The sequence below is a fragment of the Erythrobacter sp. genome (assembly GCF_011765465.1).
GTDB lineage: Bacteria > Pseudomonadota > Alphaproteobacteria > Sphingomonadales > Sphingomonadaceae > Erythrobacter.
Map to the genome: position 1 here is coordinate 2,652,033 of NZ_CP050265.1, position 21,658 is coordinate 2,673,690.

The following is a 21,658-nucleotide window of genomic DNA, read 5'->3' on the forward strand; positions in this document are numbered from 1 at the left end:
CGATCGAATCGATCGCGGCGGGAAACTGCGGCTCAGCCGCCGCGCTTTTCGCGTGCGACCCAGTCCTCGACCCGTTCCTCGAGGATCGACAGCGGCACCGGCCCGCTCAGCAGCACGGTGTCGTGGAAGCCGCGATAATCGAAATCCTCGCCCAACTCGCCTTGCGCCATGTCGCGCAGTTCCATGATCTTCAATTTGCCGATCATGTAGGCGGTCGCCTGGCCGGGATAGACGATGTAACGCTCGATCGCCTTGACGATGTCGCCTTCGGGATTGGGCGTGTTGTCCTTGAGATACTGGATCGCCTCCTCGCGGCTCCAGCGCTTGGAATGGATGCCGGTGTCGACCACCAGCCGGCACGCCCGCCACAGCTCCATGCCGAGCCGCCCGAAATCCGAATAAGGATCCTCGTAGAAGCCCATGTCCTTGCCGAGCTCCTCAGAATAGAGGCCCCAGCCCTCGGTATAGGCGGTCCACCCGCCGAAGCGGCGGAAGGGCGGCACGTCGCCGAGCTCGGTCTGGAGCGCGCGCTGGAGGTGATGGCCGGGCATCCCTTCGTGATAGGCGAGCGCTTCCAGCTCGTTCTTCGACATATCCCTGAGATTGTAGAGATTGACGTAATAGGTGCCCGGCCTCGACCCGTCGACCGCGGGGCTCTGGTAGAATGCCTTCCCGGCGCTCTTCTCGCGGAAAGCCTCGACCGGCTTGATGATCATGTCCGCTTTGGGCAGCCTTCCGAAATATTGCGGCAGCTTCGCCTCGAGCGCGTCGAGCTTGGCCTGCGCATCGGCAAGGTATTCCTCGCGCGTGTCGTAGAAGAAGCGGTCGTCGGTGCGAGTGTATTCGAAGAAGTCCTGCAGGTCGCCATCAAAGCCGACCCGCTCCATGATCTTGCGCATCTCGCCGTGGATACGCTCGACCTGCTGCAGGCCGATTTCGTGAATTTCCTCGGCATCGAGATCGGTCGTGGTGTAGTTCTTGAGCAGCGCGGCGTAATAGGCTTCTCCGTTCGGGAAGCGCCACACGCCGTCGTCGGTCGGGGCCATCGGCTGCTGCCGCTTCAGTTCGGCGAGCAGGCGCTTGTAGGCGGGCAGGGCTTCGGCGTTCCAGGCGGCGACGGCATCGGCCTTCATCGCTGCGGTCGTTTCGGCATCGAGGCCGAGCGCCTCGACCTTCTTGGCGAAGTCCCTGAGAACGGCGTTGTCGTCGCCCGCCGCGATCAGTCCTTCGACGTCGGAAATCATGTAGGGATAGGTCCAGTCGGGCGGCATCACGCCCGCCTCGGCCCGCTCGGCGGCTTCGGCGATATGAGCGTCGAGCTGCGCCCCGATCCCGGCAATGCGCGAGACATAGGCTTCGGCATCGGAAACACTGCCGACGCGGTGGATGTTGATGAGAAAGGCCGGGATGCCGGTGTGCGGGCCGGAGCGCTGGTCGAAGACATAGCCGAGCTCGCGATAGGGCCACAGCATCGCGCTGCGCTGCGCGGTGAGATCGAACAGGCGGTAGGACAGCGCGTCCTGTTCATCGAGCGTGGCGGGATCGTATTTCGCCCGCATCTGCGCGGCGGCATAGAGCAGCATAAGCGCTTCACGCCGCTCGGCCTCATCGGAAACCTCGCCCCAGCGCCCGTAATCCTCGTCGCGGATGCCGCGATAAGCCTTGGTCGCCGGGCTCATTTCGAGCTGCGCCGCGTCATAGGCTTCGAACAGGTCGCCGATCGTTTCGGCCTCGGCGATTGCGGTCCAGGCATCCTCGGCGGCGGTCGCGCTCACCGGGGGCGGCGCGTCCTGCGCCGTAACAGCGCCGGCAGTGGCGAGTGCGAGGAGCGAAGTGGCGAGGAAACTGGTGCGACGCATGGAAACCCTTTCGTGTCTCGGGAGCCGTCCGCGTGAACGCTCCCGCTTGTCGGCGCCGACATAGCGAAGGCGCGAACTATTGCAAAACGAACGAAAAAAGGGCGGCCCCCGAAAGGAGGCCGCCCATCTGAGTTGAGGAACTCTTCGCATTTCTGCTCCGAGCCCTTCGGGTCGCAAAAATGCTTATAGGGAGCCTTGCGGCGGGATAATTGTATGCAAGCGACAGGCGGACGGAAGATTGCGCCGCGATCCATTCACCTAGGTTGGAATCCTTGAGGACAGGCGCGCTGCGCACACGCCGATGACGACCGTCATCGGAGCCGAACCGGCTGCGACCGAAAGCGATTCGGCAGGGGCTGAGCGGCTCCCGGCTCTCGACACCCGCGCGGGGTGTGGCATAGGCATCGACCGGCCATGCTGTTCGACCTCCTGAAACCCGCGATCTTCGCGCTCGACCCGGAACGGGGGCATCGCCTCGCGATCGGCGCGCTCAAAGCGCTGCCCGCCCTGCCCCCGCCGCGGCCCGGGGCGCTGGCGATCGATGTCGCGGGGCTTTCCTTCCCCAACCCGGTCGGGGTCGCGGCGGGCTTCGACAAGGATGCCGAAGTGCCGGGCGCGCTGCTCGGCCTCGGCTTCGGCTTCACCGAGGTCGGCTCGATCACCCCGCTGCCGCAGGCGGGCAATCCGCGCCCGCGCCTGTTCCGGCTCGCCGAGGACGAAGCCGTGATCAACCGCATGGGATTCAACAATGCCGGGGCCGAAGCGGCGCTTGCCCGGCTGAAGGCGCGCGCGGGGCGGCCGGGCATCGTCGGGGTCAATATCGGCGCGAACAAGGACGCCGCCGACCGCATCGCCGACTACGCGACGATGGCGCGGCTGATGACGCCTTACGCCTCCTATCTCGCGGTCAATGTCTCCAGCCCCAACACGCCGGGCCTGCGCGCGCTGCAGGACGAAGGTGCGCTGACCGCGCTGCTCGACGCGGTGATCGCCGAGCGCGACGCGGCTTCGGGGGCGGTGACACCGCCCGTCTTCCTCAAGGTCGCGCCCGACCTTACCCCGGCGGATGTCGATGCCATCGCGCGGATCGCGCTGGACAAGGCGCTCGGCGCGCTGATCGTGTCCAACACCACCGTCTCGCGGCCCGACCTCGCTTCGCGGCACAGGGGCGAGACGGGCGGGCTGTCGGGCGCGCCGCTGCGCACGCTCGCATTGCGGCGGCTGCGCGAATTCCGGCAGGCGACGGGCGGGGCGATCCCGCTGGTCGGGGTCGGCGGCATCGCCAGCGCCGAGGACGCCTGGGAGCGCATCCGCGCGGGCGCGAGCCTCGTGCAGCTCTATTCGGCGATGGTGTTCGAAGGTCCGGGCCTCGGCGGGCGAATCGTCAAGCGGCTGGAGACGCTGATGCGCCGCGACGGCTTCGCAAGCATTGCAGAGGCGGTGGGAAGCGAATAGCGAACCGCGCCATGAACGACCTGCTCAAACGCCTCGCGCCGCTCGCGCTCGGTCTCGCCCTTGGCGGCTGCGCCACTCTCGAAGCCCCGGACGCCGCCCCGCCGCCAGCCGCAATCGAGGGCGCGGTCAGCGCCGCCGACCCGCGCGCCGAGGAAGCGGGCCGGGCAATCCTCGCGAAAGGCGGCTCTGCGACCGACGCGGCAATCGCGGTGATGCTGGCGCTGACCGTGGTCGAGCCGCAGAGCTCCGGCATCGGCGGGGGCGGCTTCATGGTCCGCGCCGGGGAACAGGGCGTGACCACTTTCGACGGGCGCGAAACCGCGCCCGCCAGCGCCACCGCGACCCGCTTTCTGGATGAGGACGGCAAGCCGCTCCCGCGCGACGAGCGCGTTACCTCGGGCCTCAGCGTCGGCGTTCCGGGCAATATCGCGCTCGCCGCCATGGCTCATGCCGAACACGGGAAACTGCCGTGGCGCGAATTGTTCCAGCCCGCCATCGCGCTCGCCCGCGACGGGTTCCTCGTCAATCGCCGGCTCAACGGATCGCTCGATGATGCCGAGGGCCGCGCCGACCGCGATGCCGCCGCGCGGGTGGTGTTCTTCGGCGCGGACGGCGAACCGCGGCCTGTGGGTGAGCGCGTGACGGTCCCCACGCTCGCCAATACGCTCGAGCAGATCGCCGAGGCCGGACCGCAAGCCTTCTATGAGGGCGGCGCGGCGGCGCTCGCGTCCTATGTCGCGCAGGAAACCCCGCAGGACGGGAAAATGACCGCCGAGGACATTCGCGCCTATAGGGCGAAGGAGCGCGAGGCGGTGTGCGCGCCCTACCGCGCCTACCGCGTGTGCGGCATGGGCCCACCGTCCTCGGGCGGGGTCGCGGTGGCGCAGATCCTCGCCCAGCTCGAACGCTTCGACCTTGCCGAACTCGGCCCTGAAAGCGTCGCCTTCTGGCACCTCTTTCTCGAATCCCAGCGGCTCGCCTATGCCGACCGCGAGCTCTATCTAGCTGACAGCGATTTCGTCGAAGTGCCCGTCGCGGGCTTGCTCGATCCCGCCTACCTCGCCCGGCGCTCGGCCCTGATCGACCCGGCCAAGGCGCTGGAAGCCGCCGAGCCCGGCACCCCGCCCGGCGCTCCGCAGGCGCGCGCCGACGGGGACGAGCCGGCGGAGAACGGCACCTCGCATTTCGCCGTGGTCGACGGCGCGGGCAATGCGGTCAGCTACACCTCCACCGTCGAGGGCGCGTTCGGATCGGGCCTGTTCTGGGGCGGCTTCTATCTCAACAACGAACTGACCGATTTCAGCCTCACGCCCGAAAAGGACGGCGTTCCCGTCGCCAACCGGGTCGAAGGGGGCAAGCGCCCGCGTTCCTCGATGGCGCCGACCATCGTGTTCGACGCCGATGGCGAGATCGTCCTCGTGATCGGCGCGGCGGGCGGGCCGACCATCCCGGTGCAGGTCGCGCGCTCGATCATCGGCGTGGTCGATTTCGGCATGAGCGCCGAAGAAGCGCTCGGCCTGCCGCTCATCATGGCGTTCGGCTCGACCGTCATCATCGAGGACGACAGCGTGCTCACCTTCATGACCGAGGCGCTGAAGGCGATGGGCCACGAGCAGGTCCGCAGCTTCTCGCCGTCGCTCAAGGCCAATGCGCTGCGCCGCACGCCGCAGGGCTGGGAAAGCGCGCGCGACCCTCGGATCGAACCGAAACTGGGCTATGAATGAAGCCGGCCCGTTGGCCGCGCAAGCTTGCCGCTACGGCAGACTGCCCCTAGTTCTGTAATGCATGAGGGCCCCGAAAAGGGCTGAGTGACACGGTCCCCCGTCAGGGGACGAGGAGTTGAGCCAAAGTGCACGCGACCCAACCGCCCGCTTCCGCGTCGAGAGTATCGGCAAGCGCTTTCGACGATCCGCTGCTGCGGGACATCGAGAATGCGAACAACCTCGTCGAGCTTTTCCTGAAACGCGCCGACGAGAAGAGCGATGCCCCCTTCCTCGGCGCGAAGATCGAGGGCGAATGGCGCACCCGGTCCTGGCGCGAAGTCGCGGACACGGTCTGCCTGCTCGCCGAAAGCCTGCGCGGGCTCGGCCTTTCGGACGGGGACAAGGTCGCGCTCGTCTCGGAAAACCGCCCGGAATGGTGCATCGCGGACCTCGCGATCATGGCGGCGGGCTGCATCACCGTGCCGACCTACACGACCAACACACGGCGCGACCACGCGCACATCCTCGACAATTCCTGCGCGCGCGCCGTGATCGTCTCGACCGAGAAACTGCTCGGCCCGCTGGTGGGCGCGATCGGCCAGACCGGCATGATCGAGCACGTCATCGGTATCGAGAACCTTCACCGCCAGCAGGCCGGCAGCTTCGACTACCACGACTGGGACAGCCTCACACAGGGCGATGCCGCCGCCGCGCGCATCGCGGTCGAGGAGCGGATCGGCAAGATCACGCGCGAGGACACGGCCTGCTTCATCTACACCAGCGGAACCGGCGGCGCGCCGCGCGGGGTGATGCAGCACCACGGGGCGATCCTGTGCAACGTCGCGGGCGCGGCCGAAGTGCTGATCGAGGATTTCGGCATCACCGACGAGCGCTTCCTCTCGTTCCTCCCGCTCTCCCACGCCTATGAGCACACCGGCGGACAATACCTGCCGATCGGGGTCGGCGCGGAAATCTTCTATTCCGAAGGGCTCGAAAAGCTCGCTTCCAACATCGAGGAAACGCGCCCGACCATCATGGTCGTCGTCCCGCGCCTGTTCGAAGTGCTGCGCAGCCGGATCATGAAGCAGGTCGAAAAGCAGGGCAAGGTCGCCAACTACATGATGGACGCGGCCCTGCGCATCGCCGACAAGTCGAAGGAAGGGAAAAAGCGCCTGCGCGACCGGCCGCTCGATTTCCTGGTCGAAAGAACGCTGCGGCCAAAGATCCGCGAGAAATTCGGCGGGCGGATCAAGGCGATGGTTTCGGGCGGCGCGCCGCTCAATCCCGAAGTCGGCAATTTCTTCGAGGCGATGGGCCTCACCATGCTGCAGGGCTACGGCCAGACCGAGGCCGGGCCGGTGATCGCCTGCAATAGGCCCAAGGTCGGGCTCAAGATGGACACGGTCGGCCCACCCCTGCGCGGCGTCGAGGTGAAAATCGCCGAGGACGGGGAAATCCTGTGCCGGGGCGAGCTCGTCATGCACGGCTATTGGCAGAACGCGGCGGAAACCGCGCGCACGATCAAGCCCGATCCGAACGATCCCGAAGGCGGCCCGTGGCTCCACACCGGCGACATCGGTGAGATCGACGCGAAGGGCCGGATCAAGATCACCGACCGCAAGAAGGATCTCATCGTCAACGACAAGGGCGACAATGTCGCCCCGCAGAAGATCGAGGGGATGCTCACGCTCCAGCCGGAAATCGCGCAGGCGATGGTGAGCGGGGACAAGCGCCCCTATGTCGTCGGCCTGATCGTGCCCGATGCAGAATGGGCGCTGGAATGGGCGCGCGCCAATGGCGAGAAGTTCGACATGACGGCGCTGCAGGACCTCCCCGCCTTCAGGAAGGCGGTGCGCGAGGCGGTCGACCGGACCAACGCCGACCTTTCGGTGATCGAGAAGGTGCGCAAGTTCGAATTCGCGGACGAAGCCTTCACCATCGAGAACGAGGAAATGACCCCCTCGATGAAAATCCGCCGCCACAAGATCCGCGAACGTTATGCCGAGCGGATCGACGGGATGTACAAGAGCTAGGCGCAGGGGCCTCGCATCGGACGACTTCGCGTCAGTCCCGCGCCCGCAGCACGGCGAGATAGGCGGAAAGGTTCTCGACGTCGCCCTCTTCGAAGACGAAGACCGGCATTTCGGACGTGTGGCCGAGCTTCACCCCGCGTTCGAGCGAGCCTTCGACGACCCATTCGGGCAGGCGCCTGGCGACGCGGCGCAGGCTCGGGGCGTCGGCATTGGGCGAGACGCCGTCATCCATCGCGTGACATCCGGCGCAATTCGCCTGCGCGAAGGCGCGGCCCTTGGCCGCGTCCTCGGGCAAGGTGACGGTATTGCGGTCCGTCGCGCAACCTGCCGCGAGCAACGCAGCGGAAAGAATGGAAATCTGCCTCAACACGAACGATCCTCGCGCCGCAGGCGATAGCGCAGGGCGGGGGGCGGGCACAAGCGCGTGCGTTCAGGCCGCTTCGGCTTCTCCGACGTGTTCGGGGAAAAAGCGCGGGTGCGCCTTCGACCAACCGGGCGCGGTCGCTGCGGCTTCGGAGAGCGATTGGAGCAGCACCTTGCGCCGCTCGGGCCGGATCTGCGGCAGCGCGGCGGCGGCGCAGAAGGCGGAGGGCAGGAAAGGCCGAATCTCCGGCCCGATCAGGCGTTCATAGAGGAAGCGGAAGGCGGAGAAGCTTGCGATCCGGTCCTGTTCGAGATCGAAGGCGGCGATCCGCACCAGCTTGCCGAGGAAGTGTTCGAGCTCCCCCGCGCTGTCCGCAGCCGGGACCATCGCGCGCAGGGCCTTGAGGTCCTGGTAGGCGACATATTGCCGCCGGATCGAAACCCGCGCGCGCTCGGTCGTGCCCCACAGGCGGAACGCGTCGCAGCGGGCGAGGCCGATGTCGAGGCTGCGTTTGATATAGGATTGTTCGCTTGGGCCGAACCCGGCGAATTCCCGCATCTCGCCGATGGCGAGCGGGCTGGTGCTGGCAAGTGTCACGGGCTGGTCCTCCCTTGTGATGGGAGGAATGTCGCCTGACATGGTTAATTATGCGTTAGCCGAGAGGGCACGCGACCACGCCGGGGCCGAAAAAGTCCGGCCGATGACGGCGCTTACGCCTCGGGGCGTGTCTCGCGTCGTGCGAATTCACGGTCTCAGGTTCGGAAAAGGCCGGTAGGCCGATACCAAGCACACCACTGCGCCCAAGAAAAAGAAAGAGAAAGCCAGCCAATTAGCGATGTCCTCCGGCAAACCGCTGTTGTGGAACAGGGAGCAAACCTTCGAGGCCGCGTGACCGACGAGCTGGCCGTGCAGGAGCGAGAAACTTAATTCGTATTTGCGCAGAATCACCACTGCCGCGATCATGACGAGCGCCGCGATGACGGGATTGCGATCCACGGAAACTCGGTCATTACGTATAACCCGACAGCGTACCCGAAGAGCGACCAACGGATCTTTGCGAGGATCCGAAATTCGTCCTCCATGTCAGATCAGCCCGGCCAGCGGGCTCGACGGATCGGCGTAGCGCCGCCGCCCCATGCGCCCGGCGAGATAAGCCTCGCGCCCGGCCTCGACCGCGAGCTTCATCGCGCGGGCCATGCGCACCGGGTCCTTCGCCTCGGCGATGGCGGTGTTCATCAGGATGCCGTCGCAGCCCAGTTCCATGCCGACCGCCGCATCCGACGCCGTGCCAACGCCCGCATCGACCAACACCGGCACGTTCGCGCCCTCGACGATCAGGCGGATCGTGACCTGGTTCTGGATCCCGAGCCCCGACCCGATCGGCGCGCCCAGCGGCATGATGGCGACCGCGCCCGCGTCCTCCAGCTGCTTCGCCGCGATCGGATCGTCGACGCAATAGACCATCGGCGCGAAGCCTTCCTTCGCCAGCACCTCGGTCGCGCGGAGTGTCTCGCGCATATCGGGATAGAGCGTCTTGGCCTCGCCCAGCACCTCGAGCTTGACGAGATCCCAGCCGCCCGCCTCGCGCGCTAGGCGCAGGGTGCGGATCGCGTCCTCGGCGGTGAAGCAGCCCGCCGTATTGGGCAGGTAGGTGATTTTCTTGGGGTCGATGAAGTCGGTCAGCATCGGCGCCTTGGGATCGGTGACGTTGACCCGGCGCACCGCGACCGTGACGATCTGAGCGCCCGAAGCCTCGACCGCAGCCGCGTTCTGCTCGAAATCCTTGTATTTCCCCGTTCCCACGATCAGGCGCGAGGTGAAGGTGCGGCCCGCCACCGTCCACGTGTCCGCCGCGCCCGCGCCGGGATCGTCGCCCCCGCCGACGAAGTGGACGATCTCCAGCACGTCGCCGTCGCCCAGCGCCGCCTCGCCCAGCGTCGAGCGCGGGACGATCTCGCCATTGCGCTCGACCGCGACCTTTTCGGGCGCAAGGTCCAGTTCGCGCACGAGGTCGGCGATGGTCGCGGCGGGAGTGCGGCGCGATTCGCCGTTGAGGGTGATTGTCTTGCTCAGGGTGGTCATGCCTGCCGACATAGGCGACAGGGACGCGGGCGCAACCGCACTTTTGCCGGGAAAACGGCTCAGTGCGCGGCGCGCAGGTTCATCAGGTGCCCGGCGGAAACCAGCACGACGCCGACCAGCGTCAGCACCATCTCGTCGAACCCGTGCGCCACGGCGAGCGCAACGCCCATGAAGACGAGGCCGATGGTCGCGGTCAGCAGCGGCGCGGCGTGGCGGTGGCGAATCGCGCCCCAGCCGATTGCGAGCGCGGCAAGCACCAGCGCGAAGGCGAGGCCGACGCGGTGAATGGCCGGTTCAAGCAGGAAATGCCCGCCCAGCCCCAATGCCGAGACGACCGCCAGCGTGGCGATGCAATGGACCATGCACAGCCCGGCGAGCCCGATCCCGAACTGGTCGAGCCGGCGGCGAAGCGATGGGCGACCGGAAAGCCAGGTCGCGGAAGGCGTGGTGCGTTGCATTGGTGCGGGCCACATATGTAACAGGGTAACATGATGCAAGCGCAAACAGCCGCTTTTGCGGCCCGCGCACGCCTTCTTGCGGCAAACGGTCTTGCACATTGTCCGCGCGCGGCACATTTGTGCGCGCAATCATGGCCAGCATCGCTTCCTCTCCCGCCGCGACGGGCCCCGTCCTGCAGGGCCGCGCCCGCCCGCTCGCGATCGCGCGCTGGCTTCGGGTGACCGCCTTCCTCGTCGTGTGCATCGTCGTCGTCGGCGGGATCACGCGTCTCACCGAAAGCGGGCTGTCGATCACCGAATGGAACGTCGCCTCGGGCGTGCTCCCGCCGCTGAGCGAGGCCGAATGGCAGGCCGAATTCGCCAAGTACCGCGCGACGCCCGAATACCGCTACGAGGCGAGCCTCGGCGGCATGACGCTGGCCGATTTCAAGTTCATCTTCTTCTGGGAATGGTTCCACCGCCTGCTCGCCCGCGCGGTCGGCGCGGTCTATGCGCTGGGTCTCGTCTGGTTCTGGGTGAAGGGCGCGATTCCGACAGGGTTCAAGCCGCGCCTCGTCGGCCTGCTCGCGCTGGGCGGCCTTCAGGGGCTGTTCGGCTGGCTGATGGTCCAGTCCGGCCTCACCGGGAACATGACCGACGTGAGCCATTTCCGCCTCTCGGTCCATCTGTTGACCGCCCTGGCGCTGCTTGCCGGGCTGGTCTGGACCGCGCTCGACATGAAGCGGCTCGCGCGCGATCCCGATGCCCGGCCCGCCCCGCTCACGCCGGGCTCGGCGCTGGTGGCGGCGGTGCTGTTCGTGCAATTGCTGCTCGGCGCGTGGGTCGCCGGGCTCAACGCGGGCCATGCCGCCTATGACTGGCCGCTGATGAACGGACGGCTGGTGCCCGAGATCGACTGGTCGGCGGGGGTGTTCTGGACGCTCACCAACGATCCCTACCTGCTGCAGTGGCTGCACCGCTGGTGGGCGTGGGTCGCCGTTGCCGCGCTGGTCTGGCTCGCCCGGCGGGTGCGCGCATCCGACCGGCCCGCCTCGATCGCGGTCCACACCGCCTTCGGGACTATGGTGCTGCTCGGAATCGCGACGGTGATGAGCGAGGTGTCGCTATGGGTCGCCTCGGCACACCAGCTGGTCGGTGCGCTGACCGTCGCGGCGACGGTCTGGGCGATGCATTCCGACGGGATCGCGCGCCGCCGGGCGAAGAACGCGCTCGCCCGATGAGCGGCGGTCAAACCGCTGGCGCGCTCGCCTACGCCCCCTTCCCCGACCGTGACAGCGCGCGCGAAATCGCGGGCACGCTGCTCGCCGAAAAGCTGATCGCCTGCGCCAATATCCTCGGCGCGGTCGAATCCGTCTTCGAATGGAACGGCGAGCGCGCGAGCGAAGAGGAAGTCGGCGTTTTGTTCAAGACCACCGCCGCCGCGCTCGAGCCGCTCATCGCGCGTTTGGGCGAACTCCATCCCTATGATACACCGGCCATTCTCGGGTGGCGGGCGGATGCCGGCCACCCGGCGACGCTGGACTGGCTGGCCGCGACCGTCGCGCCCGCCTGACGGCGGCGGGGGTTGCGAGGGGACCAGGACCGGGAAATGAAAGGGTGCAGTCGGCGCGATGTCCTGCGGGGCGGCAGTGCCCTGATGGGGTGGGCCGTATCGGGCGGGCTGGGAGCCTTTGCTCTCACCCTCCGTCCGGCCCTTGCGGCGCAGCCGGTCCCCATACCTCAAGGCCCGATGCGCCTGTCCCGCCGGATCGAGCGCTACCTTGCCGACGGGAGACGGCTGGCCGTCGCGCGCGAATGGGAAGTCACCTTCACCCGCGGGGGGCGCGGCATCGCGCTCGCCGGGCGGCAGCTTTCGGCGCGGGTGGATGCGCCGGGCGACCTCGCCCCGGTCGCGCAGGTCGAGGAGGGCCGCTCGACCGCGGGGATGTGGCCGATCCTGCTTGCACCGGAGGGGACGATCTTCGCTGCCGGGGACGGGCTCGAGGGCAATGACCCCGCCGCGCTTGCCCTGCGGCTCGAACGCGTCATCGCCGAACAGCGCCTTTCCCCCGCGCAGGCGGAGCGGCAGCGCGCCGTCTTCGCCGAATTGCGCGGGCTCGGCAGGACTTTGCTCGCGAACCTTCCCGAAGACCTGTTCTACCCGCGCGGGGAGCCGATCCGGCGAAGCGGCGACATGACCTTTCCCGGCGATCTTACGGGCAGCTTCGAACTGGTCTACCTCGCCCTGCCCGCTGCGGGCCGGCCGTGGCTCGGCGAGGCGATGCGCGAGATCGTGACCCGGGTCGGCGATGACGAGCGACGCGCGCGCGAAAGCTGGCGCATGGCGCCCGCCTGAACCGCGCCCGGTCGCCTGACGGTATCATTTTACCTCCTCGGAAAGGCCCGCTTTCGCTTGACTTGGACGGGTCGAGCGCACAAATGCGCGGCTGCTCGCCGCCCGGCAGGGACGCACTTGGATCGATTCGATCCGCCCCCCGCCGCTCGCGGCATCACACGCAAGACACCAAGGACGCATAGCCATGAAGGCGCTCAGCAAGCAGACCCGGTCGATCAAGCCGGCCGAGGTCGAAAAGAACTGGCACCTGATCGATGCCGAGGACCTCGTCGTGGGCCGCCTCGCCTCGATCATCGCCAACATCCTGCGCGGCAAGAACAAGCCGAGCTACACCCCGCACGTCGATTGCGGCGACCACGTGATCGTCATCAATGTCGACAAGGTGAAGTTCACCGGCAAGAAGACGCAGGACAAGCGGTATTACAAGCACACCGGCTATCCCGGCGGCATCAAGGAAACGAGCCCGGCCAAGGTGCTCGAAGGCCGTTTCCCCGAGCGCGTGCTCGAAAAGGCGGTCGAACGCATGATTCCGCGCGGCCCGCTCGGCCGCCAGCAGATGAAGGCGCTGCACCTCTATGCCGGGACCGAGCATCCCCATGCCGGGCAGAACCCGCAGGTGCTCGACGTCGCTTCCATGAACCGCAAGAACAAGGTTTCCGCCTGATGGCTGACGAAAAGAACACCGTGTCCGACCTTTCGGACATCAAGGACATCGCTGGCGACGCCCCCGAAGCCGATGCCGCCGAAATCGCCCAGAACCCCGCCGCCCCGCTGCGCGAGCAGGAGCTCGACGCGCAGGGCCGCGCCTATGCCACCGGCCGCCGCAAGGACGCCGTGGCGCGCGTCTGGGTCAAGCCGGGCACGGGCAAGGTGACCGTCAACGGCAAGGACCAGGAAGTCTACTTCGCGCGTCCGACCCTGCGGCTCATCATCAACCAGCCCTTCGCCATCACCGACCGCGACGGCCAGTACGATGTCGTCGCCACGGTGCGCGGCGGCGGCCTTTCGGGCCAGGCCGGCGCGGTCAAGCACGGCATCAGCCAGGCCCTGACCAAGTACGAGCCCGCGCTGCGCGGCATCGTCAAGTCGGCCGGCTTCCTCACCCGCGACAGCCGCGTGGTCGAGCGCAAAAAGTACGGCAAGGCCAAGGCCCGCCGGAGCTTCCAGTTCTCGAAGCGCTGATCGCTTCTCACACGCACACGCGAAAGGGCGGCTTCCCGGTGGGGGAGCCGCCCTTTTCTCTTGTCGAGCGGGCCGTGCTCAGCGCTGGAGCAGGATCAGCCCCCAGGCGATGCCGCTGCCCGAAAAGAACAGCGGCCACGACCAGAACAGGCGGACATCGCCCACTTGCACCGCTTCGATCGCGAGCCGTCCGCCGCTCGATCCCTGCGATCCGATGACGAGCGCGACGCAGCCCGTGACGATTGCGCCAAAGACCAGTGCCTTCAACATGACCATCGCCTCCCCCGCCCCTGCCGGCGGGAATGGGTTGCACATCGCGGCCCCGCGGCGCGGAGCACCCGCGGCACCGGGGACAAACATCATCAAGAATCCCTTAACGCGGGTCTGACGGGCAGGGTTAAGGCGTTTTCACCGGCCTCAGCCCGCCAGCCTGTGCTGCGCGGGCGCGGCGAGTCCGGCCTCGTCCACGACCCGCAGCTCGCTCTCGATCCGCCCGCCGCGCTCGCAGCGCAGCACCCGGTACGAAGGCGGCGCGCCATCGCGCAGGCGGGTCGAAAGCGTGCCCGCCCCGATCATCCGCATCGCCCGTCCGCCGCGCTCGCGGACCTCGTCGAAGGGCACGTGGACATGGCCCGACATCACCGCATGGGCGCCCGCGCGGGCGAGCGCGGCGAAGGCTTCGTCCCCGCCGATGGTCGGGTTGCGTCCCTCGTCACGCGGGCCCAGCAGCGGGTGATGCGCGGTGACGATGATAGAGCGTGGATCGCCCTCGAGCGCTTCGAGCGCCGCCAGCGTCTCGGCCAGCGCGCGGCGCGTCACCACGCCGTCCGACCACGGGAAACGCCTTTGCGCCCGCACCGTCGTGTTGAGCGGAACCAGCACCACGTCATCCGAGTCGAAGGGCCGTCCGAGCGCCGAGCGCAGCCGGCGATAGCGGCGCAAGGGATCGGTGAAGCGCTCCCACAGGTTGTAATAGGGCATATCGTGATTGCCCGGATCGATCAGCACCGGCACGTCGAGCGAGGCGAACCAGCGCCGCGCCGCTTCGTATTCGCGGTGCTTCGCGCGCTGGGTGAGATCACCGGTGCACACCAGTGCGTCCGGAGTCTCGCGCGCGATCGCGTCCTCGACCGCGGCGAGCGCGGCGCGGTTCTCGACCCCGAAATGGATATCGCTGACGTGGAACAGGGTCGTCGTCATACCCGCCCGCTCAGGATCAGCCAGCCGGCGAGCGCATTGAGGCCGCTATAGGCGGCATAGGCCCAGGCAAGGCCCGGCCAGCCGTTCGCGGCGAGCAGCATGGCCGTCAGCAGGACAATGAATTCCGCGATCAGCGTCAGCCGCCGACCGATCCAGCCGACCGAGCGCGGTATCTGCCCGATCAGCGGGTGGCCGCTTTCGAGCACCGCCCGGTGCAGCGCGAAATTGCCGATGCCGAGGCAGAAGATGACGATGACGCCCAGTCCCATGGGCGCGCCTTATGGCGCAGACGCCGGTCGGGTGGAAAGTGCCATTTGTCGGGGATCCGACCTCCTTGGTCGGGGGCGGATGCCTTCCATCGACGATTACGGGCGTTTTCGTCGAGACGCGATGGAGCGAGCAGCGCCGCTGCCTTACCACCCTAAGACAGCAGGACGCGGCACCCCCGATGGCTCCATCCCGCAAAGGAGCTCCCCCAACCCCGCCCGCGCCCTGCCGGAGGAGAAATGCCATGAAGACTTTCGCTATCGCAGCCGCCGCTTTCGGCCTTGCCGTCACCGCCACCCCGGCTTTCGCCGGCGGGATCGAGGAGCGCAACACGATGCAGGTCAGCCTCGCCGGGCTCGATCTCGACACGCCGGAAGGGCAGGAAATGCTCGACCAGCGGATCGAGCGCGCCGCCCGCGACGTGTGCCAGCTCGACCGGATGCGCACCGGCACGCGGCTCCAGTCGAACGCGGCGAAGGAATGCTACGCCAAGGCCAAGGCCAGCGCCAAGCAGCAGGTCGCGGCGATGCTCGAGAACCAGCGCCGCGGCGGTTGATCCGACTAGGCGCACCCACCTGCCCCGCACCCCGAACGCGCGGCAGACCTTACGGCCCGAACCCTTCCAGTCCCTGGGGTTCGGGCCGTTTTTCGTGTGTGACAGGCGGTCCGGACTGCGCCCCGGCGCGGTCCGAGAACCCTTAGCGGCCCGCCATCGCCTTGACCTTGGAAAGATAGGTCCGCCCGATCCTCAACGCCTCGCCGTTCTGGAGTTCGGCCGACCACACGCCGAGCCCGTCGTGGCGCAGCCCTCGGATATTGTCGCGCTTGAGGATGGTGGAGCGGTGGATGCGGATGAATTTCTCCGGGTCGAGCCGCGCCTCGAGCCCCGCGATCGTCTGCAGCAGGAGGTAGGATCGCCCGGCCTCGCCGTCCTCCGCCGGATCGCCGACGTGAAGGCGGACATAGTCGCGCTCGGCATCGATTCGGTGGACCTCGTCGACATCGATGCGCAGCAGTTCGGAGCGGTGCGGAACCCACAATTCCTCGAGCCACTGGCTCGATCCCTTGCGCTCCCCGCCGCCCTGTTCGCCGCGCCGCGCCACGGCGCGCTCGATCGCGCGTTCGAGCCGGTCGGCCGCGACGGGTTTCAACACATAGTCGATCGCCTCCAGATCGAACGCCTCGACCGCGAAATGATCGTGCGCGGTGACGAAGATGACGGCGGGCGGGTCGTCGCTTTCCGCGAACTTGCGCGCGACGCCCAGCCCGTCGAGCTCGGGCATGGTCATGTCGAGCAGGACGAGGTCGGGCGTCAGCTTTTCGGCAAGCCGCAGCGCGGCGGCCCCGTCGCTGGCCGTGCCGACCACGCGGATCGCGGGGATTTCCGCGCAGATCACCTGGATGCGCTCGACCGCGAGCGGTTCGTCGTCGACGATCAGGGTTCTCAGCGCGCTGTTTTCGGTATCGCTTTCGGACATTTCGTGCCTCCCGGGCCGCTTACCCCTTTCGGCGGGTCCGCGCGGAGGCGGGCCGCGAGAGCGGGATGCGGATCTCGGTGCGGTATCCACCCCGAACCGGTGCGGATGTAAAGCCGATATCCGGGCCGAAGCGCGCTTCCAGCCGGTCGCGGACATTGGCGAGCCCGATGCCGAAGCCGTGGGAGGTATCGTCCGGAACGCCCGGCCCGTCGTCGCTGACGGTGATCACCAGCCGGTCGAATTCCTCGCGCGCAGCGAGCGTTATCGTGACTTTGCGCGAGACGGCGGAGACGGCGTATTTCACGGAATTCTCGACCAGCGGCTGCAGGATCATGCCCGGCACGCGCGCCTGTTCGAGATCCTCGGGCAAGTCGAACTCGCACACCAGCCGGTCGGGAAAGCGCACCGCCTCGATGTCGAGATAGAGCTTCTGCAGATCGAATTCGTCGGCCAGCGGCACGTCGCTGGTCGGCTCGTCGGCGAGGGAGTGGCGATAGAAGCGACTGATGGTCTGGATCATCCGTTCGGCCCGGTCGCGCTTGCCGGTCATCACAAGAGCGGAGAGCGAATTCAAAGTGTTGAACAGGAAATGCGGGTTCACCTGGTAGCGCAGGGACCGCAATTCGGCGGCCTTGGCGGCGGAGCGGAACTGCTCCTCGCGCCGCTGCGCCGCGCGCGCCTGAACCCCTGCAAGCAGGGCGAAATAGGTCGAAGCCCAGGCGAGCAGCAGGAAATAGCGCCCGAGCGCGATGTCGAGCAGCTTGCGCCAGAAATCGGCCGTGGTCTCGGCCGGCGCGATGATGACGCTTTCGGACTGGACCACTTCGCGCCCCTCGCCGGGCCGTTCGGGATCGGCCGGGCTGATCCGCCGCACCGGCACGTCGACCAGCAGGTTACCCGCCTCGTCGCGCCTGAGGTTGAGGTTGTTCTTGCGCGCGTATTCGGCTTCCTGCCGCGCCTGGATGTCCTCGAACATCATCTGGTTCACCTGCCCGATCGCCATCGCGACCGGGAAGGCGAAGATGATCGCGGCGAAGATTTTCACCCACAGCGCGCGCTGGTCGAACAGGCGCAGGACGAACCACAGGACCACGGTGAAGCCGACGCCGAGCGCGGTGACGATCAGCCGCCGCCACGCCATTTCGAATTGCAGCCCGAAATCCATCACCAGGCTGCGCGCCGTGATGAGCACGAAATAGGTCGCCCACAGCACGATCATCGAGACGAGGACCGTGCGGAAGGGGACGCTCACCGGCTCCTTGCGGGCGGGCGTCTTGGGGGCGCTTTCGACGCCGACGGGGTTCAGGAACGAAGCCATGACAGACCTGCGACATAGCGACGCGCGGGTTTACGCGCCATTGCCGCGCGCCCCGATCGTCGGACAGGATCGCCCCTTGGTCGAAAGCCGTTCATGCAGGAGCAAGGAAAGCGGCGCCCCCGCCCTTTCCGCCGACAGCCCTCAATCGCGCGGCTTGATCATGTCGGCGGGCACGATCCATTCGGCGAACTGCTCCTCGGTGAGCAGGCCCAGCTCCAGCCCCGCTTCCTTGAGCGTCGTCCCGTCGGCATGGGCCTTCTTCGCGATCTTCGCGGCGTTGTCATAGCCGATATGCGGGTTGAGCGCCGTGACCAGCATCAGGCTCTCGTTCAGCAGCTTGGCGATGCGGTCCTCGTTCGCCTCGATCCCGACCACGCAATTGTCGGTGAAGGCGTGGGACGCATCCCCGATCAGCTTCATCGACTGGAGCACGTTGTAGATCATCACCGGCTTGAACACGTTCAATTCAAGATGCCCGTGCGACCCCGCCACGCTGACGGCGGTGTGATTGCCCATGACCTGCGCGCAGACCATCGTCATCGCCTCGCACTGGGTCGGGTTCACCTTGCCCGGCATGATCGAGGAGCCCGGCTCGTTGGCGGGAAGCGAAATCTCGCCGAAGCCGCAGCGCGGGCCGGAGCCCAGCAGGCGGATGTCGTTGGCGATCTTCATCAGGCTGACCGCGACCGTGTTGAGCGCGCCCGACATTTCCACCATCGCGTCATGCGCGGCCAGCGCCTCGAACTTGTTGGGCGCGGTGACGAAGGGATGGCCGGTTTCCGAAGCCACCTGCGCGGCGAATTCCTCGGCGAAGCCCGCCTTGGAATTGATGCCCGTGCCGACCGCCGTGCCGCCCTGCGCCAGTTCGAGCACGCGCGGCAGCGCGCCCTCGATCCGGGCGATGCCGTTCTCGACCTGCTTGGCATAGCCGGAAAATTCCTGGCCGAGCGTGAGCGGGGTCGCGTCCTGCAGGTGAGTGCGGCCGATCTTGACGATCGACGCGAACGCCTTCGCCTTGTCGTCCAGCGCGCCGTGGAGCTTCTTCAGCGCGGGAACGAGATGCTCGATCGCCTCGCTCGCGGCGGAAATGTGCATCGCGGTGGGAAAGGTGTCGTTCGACGACTGGCCCATGTTGCAATGATCGTTGGGGTGGACCGGGTCCTTGCCGCCCTTCTTGCCGGTGAGGATCTCATTCGCGCGGCTCGCGATCACCTCGTTGGCGTTCATGTTCGACTGCGTGCCGCTGCCGGTCTGCCACACCACCAGCGGGAACTGGCCCGAAAGCGTCCCGTCGATCACCTCGCGCGCGGCCTGGACGATCGCCTCGCCCAGTTTCGCATCGAGCACGCCCAGTTTCATGTTGGCCTTCGCCGCCGAAAGCTTCTGGATGCCGAGCGCGCGGACCAGCGCGGCGGGCATCTTCTCGCCGCCGATGGGGAAGTTGATGATGCTGCGCTGCGTCTGCGCGCCCCAGTGCGCCTCGGCCGGGACGTGCACCTCGCCCAGCGAATCGGTCTCGATCCGCGTTTCGCCGCTCGTCGTCATGTCACTCATCGAAACTATCCCTGTGTAAGTCGAAAACGATCCCTTTGCTTGCGAAACGCCCCTAAGCACCCGGCGACGGGCGCTGGCAAGAGCGCTGTTCGCCCCAACCGGCGAGCCGTCCCATCGCTTTCGCGGCCCAAGCCCCTTTAATCCGGGCGAGTCGGGGTCTAGGTAGGAGTTGACGCGCTGTATTGCGTTCCTAATACAGCTTTCGGAGTGGACATGAGCAATACGGAAACCCTCGATAGCAATGAGGCGGAGGCGAACGCGATGAAGCGGTCCGACACCGGCCCCGACACGCGCGAAGCCCGCCGCGCGATGATCAAGAGCCAGCTGCGCACAAGCGGGGTCAATGACGAGACCACGCTGGAGCGGATGCGCGATGTCCCGCGCGAGGAGTTCCTGCCGCCCGAAAAGGCGCCGCTCGCCTATATCGACCGCTCGATCGCCCTGCCCGGCGGAGGCGCGATGGCCGCGCCCCTGTTCTACGGCAAGCTGCTGGTCGAAGCCGCCGCGCGCAAGGACGACCGCGTGCTGGTGGTCGAAAACGGGACCGGATACCTCGCCGAGCTGCTGCGCCCGCTGGTCGGCTCGCTCGAAGTCACCGGGACCGACGAAGCCGCGAACGGCAATGTGCCGGGTGACGGCGACTTCACCCTCGTCGTGATCGACGGGGCGATCGAGCAGCTGCCCGAAAGCCTCGCCGCGCGCGTCGCAGAGGGCGGGCGCGTCGCCGGCGGGCTGGTCCTGCGCGGCGTCACGCGGCTTGCCTCGGGCAAGAAGATCGCGGGCCGGGTCGCCTTCATGCCTGTCGAGGATCTCGGCATCCCCGTCATCCCCGCCTTCGCCAAGCCGAAGGGCTGGTCCTTCCCGTGATCCCACGCCCGGCTTTCGCGCCGCGGCGTGCGCTGGTGCGCGCCGCCGGGCTTGCCGCGCTTGCGGCCTCGCTTGCCGCCGCCCCGGCGCAGGCGGACACGCTGCGCGAGGCGCTGGCGGCGGCCTACAACACCAACCCGACGCTCGCCGGGGCGCGGGCGAACCAGCGCGCGACCGACGAGGAAGTGCCGATCCAGCGCGGGCAGGGCCTGCCCAACCTCACCGTCACGGCGACCCATATCGAGTTCCTGCGCCAGTCGGCCAACGCCTTCACCGCGCCCGAACGCAACCTCGGCATCAACGCCCAGCTGCAGGTCCCGATCTACCAGGGCGGGCGGATCCGCAATTCGACCCGCGCGGCCGAGGAACGGGTCGAGGCGGGCCGGGCCGACCTGCGCGGCGCGGAAAGCGCGCTGTTCAGCCAGACCGTTGCCGCCTACATGGACGTGCTGCGGACCGAGGCGCTCGCCGGGCTCGCCCAGAACCAGGTCGAGGTGCTCGACGTGACCCTGCAGGCGACGCGCGACCGATTCGAGATCGGCGACACCACGCTGACCGACGTGGCGCAGGCCGAAAGCCGCCTTGCACTCGCCCAGGGCGACCTGCGCAATGCGCTCGCCAACCTCGTTTCCGCGCGCGAGACCTATATCGAACTCGTCGGCATGGCCCCCGACAACCTCGAGGCGCCGCCGCCGCTGCCCAACCTGCCCGACACGGTCGGCACGGCAGTCGTCACCGCGCTCGAGAACAATCCCGACCTCGTCGCCGCGCGCCAGCGGGCCGAGGCGGCGGGATTCGATACCGAAGTCGCAGGCTCCGGGCGGCTGCCGACCGTCGCCCTGTTCGCCAATGGCGACTATTCCGACTTCTACGGCACCTTGGGCGGCCCGATCGCGGCCAATTTCGTCCAGCGCGAGACGACCGCCAATGCCGGCGTGCGTGTCACCATCCCGATCTTCCAGGGCGGTGTCCCCGCCGCGCGCCAGCGCCAGGCCGGGGCGCGGGAAAGCGCCGCGCTCGAACAGGTCATCCAGACCGAGCGTTCCGTGATCCAGCAGACCCGCGCCGCCTATGCCAGCTGGCAGGCCGCGCTCGCCGTGATCGAAAGCTCCAAGGCCGCGGTCGAAGCCGCCGAACTCAGCCTCGAAGGCGTGCGCGCGGAGAATTCCATCGGCAACCGCACCATCCTCGACGTGCTCAACGCCGAACAGGAACTCGTCTCCGCCCGCGCCCAGCTCGTCACCGCGCGGCGCAATGCCTATGTCGCGGGCTTCACCCTGCTCGCCACCATGGGCAAGGCCGAGGCGCGCGACCTCAATCTCGACACCGGCGGGCCGCTTTACGATCCGACGGTCAATTACGAGCGGGTGCGGGGCAAAATCTGGGACTGGGACCGCGACCCGGAACCCGAAGCGGAATCGACCCGCACCGTTGACATTCCCGCGGCGCAGGCGACATTCGGCCCCGTGCTGGAGCCCGGCGAGCGTTGATTGTCCCGATTCG

The 21,658-nt window shown here is 67.7% G+C and carries 23 protein-coding genes; 11 read left to right on the top strand and 12 right to left on the bottom strand.

Translation table 11 applies throughout. The features are described 5' to 3' along the window. Window positions 1-32: 32 nt before the first annotated feature. Complete coding sequence (locus G9473_RS12735; RefSeq protein ID WP_291133707.1) at window positions 33-1,859, bottom strand: DUF885 family protein; 1,827 nt, start codon at window positions 1,857-1,859, stop codon at window positions 33-35. A 414-nt stretch (window positions 1,860-2,273) separates the two neighbouring features. Between G9473_RS12735 and G9473_RS12740 the strand changes: the two genes are divergently transcribed. The 3 genes from G9473_RS12740 (at window position 2,274) to G9473_RS12750 (ending at window position 7,050) form a co-directional block, all read left to right on the top strand. Then, on the top strand, window positions 2,274-3,314 hold the full coding sequence (locus G9473_RS12740) for a quinone-dependent dihydroorotate dehydrogenase (RefSeq protein ID WP_291133708.1): 1,041 nt from the start codon (window positions 2,274-2,276) through the stop codon (window positions 3,312-3,314). A gap of 11 nt (window positions 3,315-3,325) precedes the next feature. After that, complete coding sequence (gene ggt, locus G9473_RS12745) at window positions 3,326-5,038, top strand: gamma-glutamyltransferase (RefSeq protein WP_291133709.1); 1,713 nt, start codon at window positions 3,326-3,328, stop codon at window positions 5,036-5,038. A gap of 188 nt (window positions 5,039-5,226) precedes the next feature. After that, window positions 5,227-7,050 (top strand): long-chain fatty acid--CoA ligase, encoded by a 1,824-nt coding sequence (locus G9473_RS12750; protein WP_291138443.1) that lies wholly within the window; start codon window positions 5,227-5,229, stop codon window positions 7,048-7,050. Window positions 7,051-7,081: 31 nt separating this feature from the next. Here the strand turns inward: G9473_RS12750 and G9473_RS12755 are convergent, their stop codons facing one another. The 5 genes from G9473_RS12755 to G9473_RS12775 form a co-directional block, all read right to left on the bottom strand. Beyond that, window positions 7,082-7,417, bottom strand: coding sequence for a cytochrome c (locus tag G9473_RS12755; RefSeq protein ID WP_291133710.1), 336 nt, complete (start codon window positions 7,415-7,417; stop codon window positions 7,082-7,084). A 63-nt stretch (window positions 7,418-7,480) separates the two neighbouring features. Beyond that, on the bottom strand, window positions 7,481-8,011 hold the full coding sequence (locus G9473_RS12760) for a hypothetical protein (RefSeq protein WP_291133711.1): 531 nt from the start codon (window positions 8,009-8,011) through the stop codon (window positions 7,481-7,483). Between the two features lie 147 nt (window positions 8,012-8,158). Beyond that, entirely contained in the window at window positions 8,159-8,410 is a 252-nt protein-coding gene (locus G9473_RS12765; RefSeq protein WP_291133712.1) for a hypothetical protein, read from the bottom strand. 87 nt (window positions 8,411-8,497) lie between these two features. Then, entirely contained in the window at window positions 8,498-9,496 is a 999-nt protein-coding gene (gene thiS, locus G9473_RS12770; RefSeq protein ID WP_291133713.1) for a sulfur carrier protein ThiS, read from the bottom strand. Window positions 9,497-9,555: 59 nt separating this feature from the next. Then, the gene (locus G9473_RS12775) at window positions 9,556-9,954 is read right to left on the bottom strand and encodes a MerC domain-containing protein (RefSeq protein WP_291133714.1); all 399 of its coding nucleotides are present in this window, start codon (window positions 9,952-9,954) and stop codon (window positions 9,556-9,558) included. A 131-nt stretch (window positions 9,955-10,085) separates the two neighbouring features. Here G9473_RS12775 and G9473_RS12780 point away from each other — a divergent pair, with 131 nt between their 5' ends. The 5 genes from G9473_RS12780 (at window position 10,086) to rpsI (ending at window position 13,471) form a co-directional block, all read left to right on the top strand. Then, window positions 10,086-11,174: a COX15/CtaA family protein gene (locus G9473_RS12780; protein ID WP_291133715.1), complete on the top strand. Its 1,089-nt coding sequence runs from the start codon at window positions 10,086-10,088 to the stop codon at window positions 11,172-11,174. Further along, window positions 11,171-11,506 (top strand): divalent-cation tolerance protein CutA, encoded by a 336-nt coding sequence (gene cutA, locus G9473_RS12785; protein WP_291133716.1) that lies wholly within the window; start codon window positions 11,171-11,173, stop codon window positions 11,504-11,506. Before G9473_RS12780 ends, cutA begins: the two co-directional genes overlap by 4 nt. Before the next feature lie 177 nt (window positions 11,507-11,683). Continuing rightward, window positions 11,684-12,289 (top strand): hypothetical protein, encoded by a 606-nt coding sequence (locus G9473_RS12790; RefSeq protein WP_291133717.1) that lies wholly within the window; start codon window positions 11,684-11,686, stop codon window positions 12,287-12,289. A gap of 184 nt (window positions 12,290-12,473) precedes the next feature. After that, window positions 12,474-12,953, top strand: coding sequence for a 50S ribosomal protein L13 (rplM, locus tag G9473_RS12795; RefSeq protein ID WP_291133718.1), 480 nt, complete (start codon window positions 12,474-12,476; stop codon window positions 12,951-12,953). Continuing rightward, entirely contained in the window at window positions 12,953-13,471 is a 519-nt protein-coding gene (gene rpsI / locus G9473_RS12800) for a 30S ribosomal protein S9 (RefSeq protein WP_291133719.1), read from the top strand. Before rplM ends, rpsI begins: the two co-directional genes overlap by 1 nt. A 78-nt stretch (window positions 13,472-13,549) precedes the next feature. Here the strand turns inward: rpsI and G9473_RS12805 are convergent, their stop codons facing one another. The 3 genes from G9473_RS12805 to G9473_RS12815 all read right to left on the bottom strand — a co-directional run bounded on the left by G9473_RS12805 (window position 13,550) and on the right by G9473_RS12815 (window position 14,940). Then, window positions 13,550-13,741 carry a hypothetical protein gene (locus tag G9473_RS12805; protein WP_291133720.1) on the bottom strand — a complete coding sequence of 64 codons (192 nt, stop codon included), beginning with the start codon at window positions 13,739-13,741 and terminating at the stop codon, window positions 13,550-13,552. Window positions 13,742-13,888: 147 nt separating this feature from the next. Further along, entirely contained in the window at window positions 13,889-14,671 is a 783-nt protein-coding gene (locus G9473_RS12810; RefSeq protein ID WP_291133721.1) for a metallophosphoesterase, read from the bottom strand. After that, window positions 14,668-14,940 carry a hypothetical protein gene (locus G9473_RS12815; RefSeq protein WP_291133722.1) on the bottom strand — a complete coding sequence of 91 codons (273 nt, stop codon included), beginning with the start codon at window positions 14,938-14,940 and terminating at the stop codon, window positions 14,668-14,670. The genes G9473_RS12810 and G9473_RS12815 overlap by 4 nt, the downstream gene beginning before the upstream one ends. Window positions 14,941-15,182: 242 nt before the next feature. Here G9473_RS12815 and G9473_RS12820 point away from each other — a divergent pair, with 242 nt between their 5' ends. Next, the gene (locus tag G9473_RS12820) at window positions 15,183-15,494 is read left to right on the top strand and encodes a UrcA family protein (protein ID WP_291133723.1); all 312 of its coding nucleotides are present in this window, start codon (window positions 15,183-15,185) and stop codon (window positions 15,492-15,494) included. Between the two features lie 142 nt (window positions 15,495-15,636). Here the strand turns inward: G9473_RS12820 and G9473_RS12825 are convergent, their stop codons facing one another. From G9473_RS12825 to fumC, 3 genes are all read right to left on the bottom strand, one after another. Then, window positions 15,637-16,416 (bottom strand): LytTR family DNA-binding domain-containing protein, encoded by a 780-nt coding sequence (locus G9473_RS12825; RefSeq protein WP_291133724.1) that lies wholly within the window; start codon window positions 16,414-16,416, stop codon window positions 15,637-15,639. 19 nt (window positions 16,417-16,435) lie between these two features. Further along, window positions 16,436-17,734, bottom strand: a complete 1,299-nt coding sequence (locus tag G9473_RS12830) for a sensor histidine kinase (protein ID WP_291133725.1) — start codon at window positions 17,732-17,734, stop codon at window positions 16,436-16,438. A gap of 141 nt (window positions 17,735-17,875) precedes the next feature. Beyond that, window positions 17,876-19,279, bottom strand: coding sequence for a class II fumarate hydratase (fumC, locus tag G9473_RS12835; RefSeq protein ID WP_291138446.1), 1,404 nt, complete (start codon window positions 19,277-19,279; stop codon window positions 17,876-17,878). Window positions 19,280-19,501: 222 nt separating this feature from the next. Here fumC and G9473_RS12840 point away from each other — a divergent pair, with 222 nt between their 5' ends. Together G9473_RS12840 and G9473_RS12845 are read left to right on the top strand one after the other, a co-directional pair. Then, window positions 19,502-20,155: a protein-L-isoaspartate O-methyltransferase gene (locus tag G9473_RS12840; protein ID WP_291133726.1), complete on the top strand. Its 654-nt coding sequence runs from the start codon at window positions 19,502-19,504 to the stop codon at window positions 20,153-20,155. A 32-nt stretch (window positions 20,156-20,187) separates the two neighbouring features. Further along, on the top strand, window positions 20,188-21,645 hold the full coding sequence (locus tag G9473_RS12845) for a TolC family outer membrane protein (RefSeq protein ID WP_291138449.1): 1,458 nt from the start codon (window positions 20,188-20,190) through the stop codon (window positions 21,643-21,645). The last annotated feature ends 13 nt before the right edge of the window (window positions 21,646-21,658 follow it).